The organism is Enterobacter sp. SECR19-1250 (assembly GCF_013391025.1).
GTDB classification, from domain to species: Bacteria; Pseudomonadota; Gammaproteobacteria; order Enterobacterales; family Enterobacteriaceae; genus Enterobacter; species Enterobacter cloacae.
In genome coordinates this window covers 1-8,368 of the sequence record NZ_JACASJ010000154.1, presented here as the reverse complement: position 1 = coordinate 8,368, position 8,368 = coordinate 1, and the positions used below count along the sequence as shown (strand labels likewise).

The window sequence follows — 8,368 nt, the reverse complement described above, 5'->3', positions numbered from 1 at the left end:
CGCTCCGGATGAATATGATGATCTCATATCAGGAACTTGTTCGCACCTTCCCTAGAAGACGAACTTTCATTTTCTCTCCATGAGATAATTTTATTTAGGTGGCTGCGTGGATGATCCTGAGCCGAAAAGGGCCGTTTATCTTGCCCGGCAGAGTTGCCAGCCTGCAGATACAGGCTGACAACTACCCAGATAAATATCGACTCCCTGACCTTGTTCTTTAGTCAATCAGCCACATTCCTTTGACCCGCATCAATAATCGTTCGCGATTATCCAGCCACGGGTATTTTATTATTCGCCCGTATTATGTGATGCACCGAGAGGCAAACGCCACAAATCATAGCGTTCCTCTCCGGGTTTAACGGCTCCCGCGAAGTGGTCATTGAGGCGACTCGAGGTAAAGATCAAATCCCCGTCCGGACGGATTGCCGGTGTGTCTGGCCAGTAAACGTCTTCGCTGGCGGCGATAAGCGACATAGCGCGGTGCTTTGGATCAAACCGGACAATGCCGTTGCGGGTAACATCCGTGATATAGAGGTTGCCCTTTACATCGGTTACAAGACCGTCGGTGTTACCGCCCACCACGCCAAGATCCTGGATACTGGCGGCAATCTGCGCATCGGTTGACCCTGCCTGCCTCAGCAATGCCGTGGGCACTGCCCAGGCATGGGTTCCCGTTGTGACCGTCCAGTACAGCGTGTCCGCATCCGGGGAGAGCGCAATACCGTTGATGCCAATTAATAAGGGTTTACCCGGCCAGACCTCCGCACCGTGTGAAACCACCTTGACGCCCGGCTCAATCTGTAGCGCTGGATGACGGTCGAGCACGCGTCGCGCCGTGCCGGTGGCGAAATCTACGACGATAAGGCCCACGCGGTTTTTCGGTGCGCTCCGCGAGCCGCTATCGGAGATATAGGCGACGCGGCGTTTCTCATCGACAACCACATCGTTCAGGAAGCTGGCTTTGCGGTCCGCCACGCCATCCAGGGCGATACGTTTAAGGGTGCGGCCCGTGTTGAGATCCAGCACGACCAGTTTCTGCGAGCCCACGGGCGACTCCGCTTCGCCTGCGACAAACCCCATGTCCAGCGCCCATAGCCAGCCGTTTTGACGATCAATATAAAAGCCAAGCACGTTGCGCAGGTTCTGCGCGGGATCGGTGTTTACCGCGTTCCCCCGCGTGACGGAAACGCCGTCAGGCGGGCAGGGCCGGACTGCACAGTCGTATCCAGAATACTCAGCGTGGCGGGGGCGGCGGCAGAAACCAGCCGGGGCGTACTGACAAAGGCCCGGCCCTTTGCATCAAAATGGATACCGGCAATGGGCGCGTTAACCGAGCCGGAAAACCGCGTCGGCGTTTGCCCATTCTGAGAGGTATGCCAGCTCACGCCAGCATAGCTGCGCCAGCGTTCAAGGGGCTGGAGCGTCGCCGCACTGGCGAGACTCGGGAAAGCGATCAGCGCCGCCAGCGCAATGGCGGACAGACTACGGGTGCGAATGAACATGAAAAGGCTCCGGTGAGTTCAGCATTAAAGGATGGAACGGAACGTGCCGCCCTCGACGCGTACAGCCGCCCCGTTGGATGCCGCGCCCAGTGGGCTGGCTAACAGAGCGACCATCGCCGCGATCTCGTCTGCCTCAATCATTCTGGCGATCAACGAGCTGGGGCGGTAGGTCTGGAAGAAATGCGCTTCGATCTCCCGATCGGTCATATCCGGGGCAGGCGCGGTCTGGCGAAGGTACTCAATAATGCCGTCCGAGCGCGTCGCCGATGGCAGCACGCTGTTAACCGTCACGCCGGTTCCCCGGGTCAGTTCGGCCATACCGCGCGAAACAGCAAGCTGCGCTGATTTGCTGACGCCGTAATGCACCATGTCTGGCGGCGTAAAGGCGCCCACTTCGCTGGATATAAAAATCACCCGTCCCCAGTTCCGTTCCAGCATGCGCGGGAAGTAGTGGCGTGAGAGGCGGACGCCGGACATCACATTGGTGTTGAACATGTGCAGCCAGTCTTCGTCGTTAATATCCGCGAAGGCTTTGGCTTCGTAGAACCCCAGGTTATTAATCAGAATATCGGTATCAGGGCAGGCGGCGAACAGGGCTTCTGCGCCCTCCAGGGTTCCGAGGTCAACGACAACGGTGGAGACCTGTGCGTCAGGCGTCGCGTCGGTGATGGTGGCCGCGGTTTTTTGCAGCTTTGCCGGGTCGCGTCCGGTAAGGGTGACGGCAACCCCTTCTTGAGCGAGCGTACGGGCGATGGCCAAACCAATGCCTGCGGTTGCGCCCGTAACCAGCGCGGTCTTACCGGTGAGTTGAAGATCCATAGTGTTTACCCTCTGATGATGAATGCAGCTCACTTTACTCATCACTCCGGAGGGGGTAAATTAGCCAGATTGAAAAACATTTGTTCCTGAAAGAGCAAAATGAGCCGCAAATTCGATTATCTCGGAGACGTTGAAGTCTTCATTACTGTCGTTGAACACGGCTCTTTTACGGCCGCAGCGGTTGTCCTTTCCACCACACCCTCTGTCCTGAGTCGCGCGGTTTCCCGCCTGGAAGCGCGTCTTGGACGGCAGTTATTACAGCGAACGACCCGCCGCGTGGGGCTGACGGAGGCCGGACGCGTTTATCTGGAACAGGCGAGGTCTGCGTTTGCACTGCTTGATGACGCCGAACGCGAGGGGCGGGGCCAGGAAGGCGATCTGACCGGTCGCGTGCGAATGAGCGTTCCAACCACCTACGGGCACTACCGTCTGCCGCCGCTGCTGGCGCGCTTTGCCCAACACTATCCACGCGTTCAGGTGGAGCTGAACATCACCAATCGCAACGTTGATTTGATTGCGGAGGGATTCGATCTGGCGATTCGCCTGGGGCAGTTGCCCGACAGTGGGTTAGTTGCGCGCAAGCTGGAGGACGCGGCGCTGCTGCTGGTCGCATCGCCTGATTACCTGCACCGCATGGGGAGCCCGCAGACGCTGGAGGAGTTGCATCGTCACACCTGTCTGCCCTTTATCATGCCGCGTACCGGACGCATTGCCCCCTGGGTGTTTCGTGATGAGGAACGTGATATTGACTGGCTGCCGGGTTCAACTATCGAAATCTCAGAAGATGTACTCGGCGTGGTTTCGCTGGCGGAGCAGGGGATGGGGATCTGCCAGAGCTATGAATTTATCGTCCGCGACAGGATACAGCGCGGACAGTTAGTCGAGGTGCTGCCACACCTGCGTGGACGGTCGCGGCCGTTCTCCGTGCTCTTCGCGCCACATCGACGCCAGTCGGCGGCCACCCGGGCGATGATTGATCTTCTCACCACCCAAAAATGACAAGGATATGTCCACTATGAAAAAAGAGAGTTGCCCCTGAGCCGGGGGACGTGAGGGCGCGAAAATCACCGTCAGCCCGCCTCCAGCATCCCAAAGCTCACAATACGCGAACGGCCCAGCTCTTTCGCCCGGTATAAGGCCACGTCGGCAGCGCGCAGCAGGTTATCGCTCTGAGCGTGCTGCGGATAGCTGGCGACGCCAATCGACACATCCACCGGGCCAATCTCTGAAAGCCCATAGCGCAGCGACAGTTCATGCACGCCGTTATAAATCTCTTTGGCGCACGCCTGCGCCGCCTCTTCATCGACGCCGGAAAGCAACACCAGAAACTCTTCGCCGCCATAGCGGAATGCCAGCCCGCTGTCGTGTACGGCGCGTTGTATGATGGTGGCTACGCTTTTGATGACCTGATCGCCCGCTTCATGACCAAAGCGGTCATTGATGCTTTTGAAGTGGTCGATGTCGATCATCAGGCAGCTTACCGGCTCTTCATTGCGCACCGCCTGCGCCATTTGGGTGCGCAGGGTATCTTCCAGATGATGGCGGTTACGCAAGCCGGTGAGCGGATCGAAGAGGGCTTTTTCCAGCAGGGCATCGCGCAGACGTTGGTTGGCCAGCGCCAGACCGAGCGCTTCAGCCATCAGCTCCAGATAGGCGCGGGAAGGGGCATTTTCCGCAGTGATGTTCTGGAAGGAGAGCAACCCAATGGCTTCGCCCTGGGCAATCATAGGAACGCAGAGCGACGTATGCGTGTGCGACGCCGGCAGATGGTAGCAGGCGATATCCGGCTCGCCATTCACCGGAGGATGGCTCTGCCCACGTCTGACCGCCCAGCACTCATCGGGATGAAAAGGCGTATCCTCTCCTGGCGGCGAAAGCCACTGTGCGACGCAGCGCATCTGCCACGGATCGCGGTCGAGGATATAGAGCCGCCCGGCAATTCCCGGCGCGATATTGGGGGCGAACAGCTCCGCTACGTTAATCACATCCGCAAAGTTCTCACACCCCTGCAGCCGCTGGGTCATGCGCGCCAGCAGCTCGCGGATGGCCCAGTCGGCGTCGCGCTCTTTTTCCAGACGCTGCCGCGCAAGGCCATTTTCACGAAAGATACGAATCGCCTGCGCCATATCGCCAATCTCATCGATCTGGTTGAAATTGGGTGTTTCAACCGCGTAATCCTGCGACGCGAGACGGTGTACCACATCGCTCAGGCGTACCACCGGGCGCAGCACGCGCCGTTTTAAGATAAAGCCAAGCACAAACAGGAACAGCAGGGCGGTCAGGCCAACCATCATTTCAGAGATTGTCCGCAGCGTTTTCGATTTTTTGGTTGCCTCCTGAACGGAAGTGATCACCCGCTTGTCGAGTATCTGGCGGAAGTGATCGATCTGATTCTGGGCGCGTTCCAGCTCCTGCTCATAGGGCGCACCGTAGAGCAGGGCGATGGCCTGCGCATCTTCTCCTTGCGCCGTGTGGGTGAGGGCGGCCTGCTGTTCGTCCTGTAGCTCATCGACGATTTTTATCCCTTCATGCAGCAGAGACAGCTCATCATCTGACGCGCCGACATCCTGCAGTTTTTCCAGCCGGAGTTCGGTACTCTTCAGCTTGTTCTCTGACTGGTTGTATTCCCTGAGGATCTGCGGATCTTTTTTAATCACGTACAGGCGGGCTAAATCAGACTGCGCCCAGATATCGGTTTCGATATCTTCCGTGAGCGCATCAAATTTCTGCCGCTGTTCAACGGCCTGACGCTCAAGGGTGTCAGCATTGGACGCCATCAGCATGATGATGCCGGAAGCGAGGGTCAGGCAGACCGTGGCACCGTAGGCCCAGTTTGTTATCGTCGCGATTCGCACCTGGTGATCCTTTTACGACCAAAGAAGGATGGCGTTCTTTCAAATTATAGAAAACGTTTGATTTAAGGCGAAAAAAAAGGCGGCACAGCGCCGCCTGTTGGGAAGGTTATCGTCAGCGGTTTATAAATCTGGAGGATTTTTCCCTTCTTCAATAAACGCGGCATCCAGCTCTTCGGCGTTACCCGCATGATCGCGACCGGAGAAGAGGTTCCAGCAGGCGATAAACAGCGCGGCAATCAGCGGGCCAATCACGAAGCCGTTAATGCCGTACAGCTCCATGCCGCCAAGCGTTGAGATCAGGATCAGGTAGTCCGGCATTTTGGTGTCTTTGCCTACCAGCAGCGGGCGCAGGATATTATCCACCAGCCCGACGATAATCACGAAGAAGCCGACAATGAACAGCCCCTGCCAGATCTGATGCGTCGCGAAGAGGAAAATGGCGGCCGGAACCCAGACAATCGCCGACCCCACCGCAGGCACCAGGGAGAGGAAGGCCATCAGCGCTCCCCAGAGGATGCTGCCGTCGATACCGGCAATGGCAAACGCAATCCCGCCAAGCGTACCCTGAACCACCGCGACTACCGCCGTGCCTTTTACCGTCGCCCGCGAGACGCCGACAAACTTGGCGAACAGGTGCTGCTTGGCGAAATCGGACAGAGGCAGGGAGTCGAGGATCTGGCGCACCAGGAACGGCCCGTCTTTCAGCAAGAAGAACAGCAGATACAGCATGATGCCGAAGCTAATGGCAAAGCCGAATGTCCCTTTGCCGATCAGAAACGCGCTGCCCGCCAGATACTGCCCGCCCTGCAGGGCGACATCGGAGAGTTTTTTCTGGATCTGCGCGGCGTTGGTCAGGTTGTGATCCGCGAGGAAACCGCTGGCCCAGTCCGGCAGATGGTTAAAGATGCTCGCCACCACCTCCGGGAACTGGGTGTTGTTCTCCTGCAGTTTGGTGTACACCACGTTCAGCTCAATGGCGAGCGAGGAGAAGATCACCATCAACGGGATAAAGACAATCAGGCAGATAATGCCGATGGTCAGCAGCGAGGCCAGCCCATTGCGATCTCCCAGTGCGGCGCGCAGCTTGTTTTTTACCGGATTAAAGATAACGGTCAGAATGGCGGCCCACAGAATGGCGGAGAAGTAGGGCGACAGCACGTCGAAAAACGCCCACGTCACGAGGGCGAGAATAAAGATAAAGAAACCTTTGGTCAGTCCGTTAAAGCGCATCAGTCAGTCCTGGTTACTAAGAAACTGTGACGACTATAGAACTGATTGACGGATTTACCAACCATTGCGCCGGGGGGCGCAGGCGACGCGCCGCCGGGCAATGTCAGGACGGGAGGGGTCAAATCTCCTCAAACAGCGGGCTCACCAGCGCAACGTGCGTTTTCACGCCCACCGCCAGCGCAGCCTCGTCGATGCGAAAGTGTGGATTGTGGACGTTCCAGACCGCGCCTTTTTCCTCGTTGCCGCAGCCGATGAACAGAAACGTTCCCGGGACTTTCTCCTGATACGAGGAGAAATCCTCGCTGCCAAACAGGGCCCGATCGGCAAGCTGCAGCGTTCCTTCTTCGAAGTGCGCTGCAATCGCCGCTTTGGCGATGGCATTGGTGTCGGCATGGTTGTTGCCAACGGCGTAACCCTGTTGCCAGCGGATCTCACAGCGCGCGCCGTGGGCACTGACGACGCCCTCGACAATACGCTGCACCAGCTGCGGTACCTGCTCGCGCACCTGCTGATCATGAGTACGCACCGTTCCGGCCAGGCGAGCGCTGTCCGGAATCACGTTATAGCTGTCACCGGCCTGGAAGGTCGCGATGGTCAGCACCGGGGCGTTAATCGGGTCGAGATTACGCGCCACCACGTTTTGCAGCGCGGTGACAACTTCAGCGCCGATTACCACCGGGTCGATGCAGAACTGCGGCATTGAGCCATGTCCGCCCCGGCCGAAGATCGTGATATCAAAATTATCGCTGGAGGCGACATACACCCCTTCTTTCAGCGTAATGTTACCGGTAGGACTGGTCGGGAAAACGTGCAGACCGAAGATCTTCTCGACATCGTCAACCACGCCTTTCTCCACCAGTTCGCGCGCGCCGCCCGGCGGCACTTCTTCGGCAGGCTGGAAGATAAACTTGATGCTGCCGCACAGCTGGCTGCGCAGGTGGCAAAGCACTTTCGCCGCGCCCATCAGCATGGCGGTGTGGGCATCGTGACCGCAGGCGTGCATTACGCCGGGTTTGGTTGAGCTGAATGCTTCACCGCTCTCTTCCTGCAGCGGCAGGGCGTCGATATCAGCACGCAGTGCCCACATCGGGCCGGGTTTTTCACCCTGTAATACCGCCACCACGCTGTTCTCCAGCGGGCGGCTAATCGTCAGCGCCGGCAGATTCGCCAGTTCACGGGCGATAAAATCTGCGGTCGGCTTTTCCTGAAATGAGAGATCCGGGTTGGCATGAATATGCCTGCGCCAGCGGATCACCTCGTCGTGAACGTCGCGGATAAGGTTTTCAGTGCTACTTTTCATGACAGTCTCCTTCAGTCAGTCACCGGCAGTGAGGGCGCAGGTTTTTTTATCAATGGCACTATCGCCACGCCCGCGCACACCATTGCCAGTGACAAGAAAATAAATGCGCTTTCATAACTGTGGCTTTTTCCAACGAGATAGCCAATAACAACCGGTGAAACGAAGCCCCCCAGCGTCCCCCCGGTGTTTATCAGCCCGATGGCCGAGCCCATGATGTTCTCCGGCAGGCGTTTCATTGGCAGGGTAAACGCGGTCACAAAGGTGGCCATCAGGAAGATCTCCCCCACAAACAGCAGGATGCTGGCACTCACCGCCGTGGCGGTGTGGAAGATGCCGAGAATGGCAGCAGCGCTCACCAGTGCGCAGATCAAAATCACCTGTGGCTCGCGGTGGTGGAAGTATTTTCCGACCAGCCAGCCGGTGCACAACGACGAAAGCCAGATCCCCGCGCCGCCAGCCGCCACGATATAACCGGACACCTCAATCGGCATGCCCATGCTCTGGACAAAGAATTTAGGCAGCCAGGCCAAGAGGCCATAGCTTGGGATATTGATGCAAAACACCGAGAAAAACAGCAGCAGCACCGTGGGGTTACGCCACAGCGCTCGTGTACTGCACCCATTTTGTTGGACGATGAAATGGAATAGTCCCTGATATGTCAA

At 57.9% G+C, this 8,368-nt stretch carries 6 protein-coding genes and 1 pseudogene; 1 reads left to right on the top strand and 6 read right to left on the bottom strand.

Annotated features, from left to right (window positions below):
• Window positions 1-288: 288 nt before the first annotated feature.
• Together HX884_RS24325 and HX884_RS24320 are read right to left on the bottom strand one after the other, a co-directional pair.
• Window positions 289-1,502: pseudogene (locus HX884_RS24325) on the bottom strand (L-dopachrome tautomerase-related protein).
• 24 nt (window positions 1,503-1,526) lie between these two features.
• Window positions 1,527-2,321 carry an SDR family NAD(P)-dependent oxidoreductase gene (locus tag HX884_RS24320; RefSeq protein WP_178328923.1) on the bottom strand — a complete coding sequence of 265 codons (795 nt, stop codon included), beginning with the start codon at window positions 2,319-2,321 and terminating at the stop codon, window positions 1,527-1,529.
• A gap of 99 nt (window positions 2,322-2,420) precedes the next feature.
• Between HX884_RS24320 and HX884_RS24315 the strand changes: the two genes are divergently transcribed.
• Window positions 2,421-3,320 carry a LysR family transcriptional regulator gene (locus tag HX884_RS24315; protein ID WP_095440362.1) on the top strand — a complete coding sequence of 300 codons (900 nt, stop codon included), beginning with the start codon at window positions 2,421-2,423 and terminating at the stop codon, window positions 3,318-3,320.
• 71 nt (window positions 3,321-3,391) lie between these two features.
• On the opposite strand, the gene HX884_RS24310 is transcribed toward HX884_RS24315, so the two are convergent.
• From HX884_RS24310 to HX884_RS24295, 4 genes are all read right to left on the bottom strand, one after another.
• The gene (locus HX884_RS24310; RefSeq protein ID WP_178328922.1) at window positions 3,392-5,176 is read right to left on the bottom strand and encodes a diguanylate cyclase; all 1,785 of its coding nucleotides are present in this window, start codon (window positions 5,174-5,176) and stop codon (window positions 3,392-3,394) included.
• Window positions 5,177-5,296: 120 nt separating this feature from the next.
• Window positions 5,297-6,406 carry an AI-2E family transporter gene (locus HX884_RS24305; RefSeq protein WP_013095768.1) on the bottom strand — a complete coding sequence of 370 codons (1,110 nt, stop codon included), beginning with the start codon at window positions 6,404-6,406 and terminating at the stop codon, window positions 5,297-5,299.
• Window positions 6,407-6,524: 118 nt separating this feature from the next.
• Window positions 6,525-7,706, bottom strand: coding sequence for an amidohydrolase (locus tag HX884_RS24300; protein WP_178328921.1), 1,182 nt, complete (start codon window positions 7,704-7,706; stop codon window positions 6,525-6,527).
• Between the two features lie 11 nt (window positions 7,707-7,717).
• Window positions 7,718-8,368, bottom strand: a 651-nt coding sequence (locus tag HX884_RS24295; protein WP_178328920.1) for an MFS transporter, incomplete at its 5' end; no start/stop codon positions are given.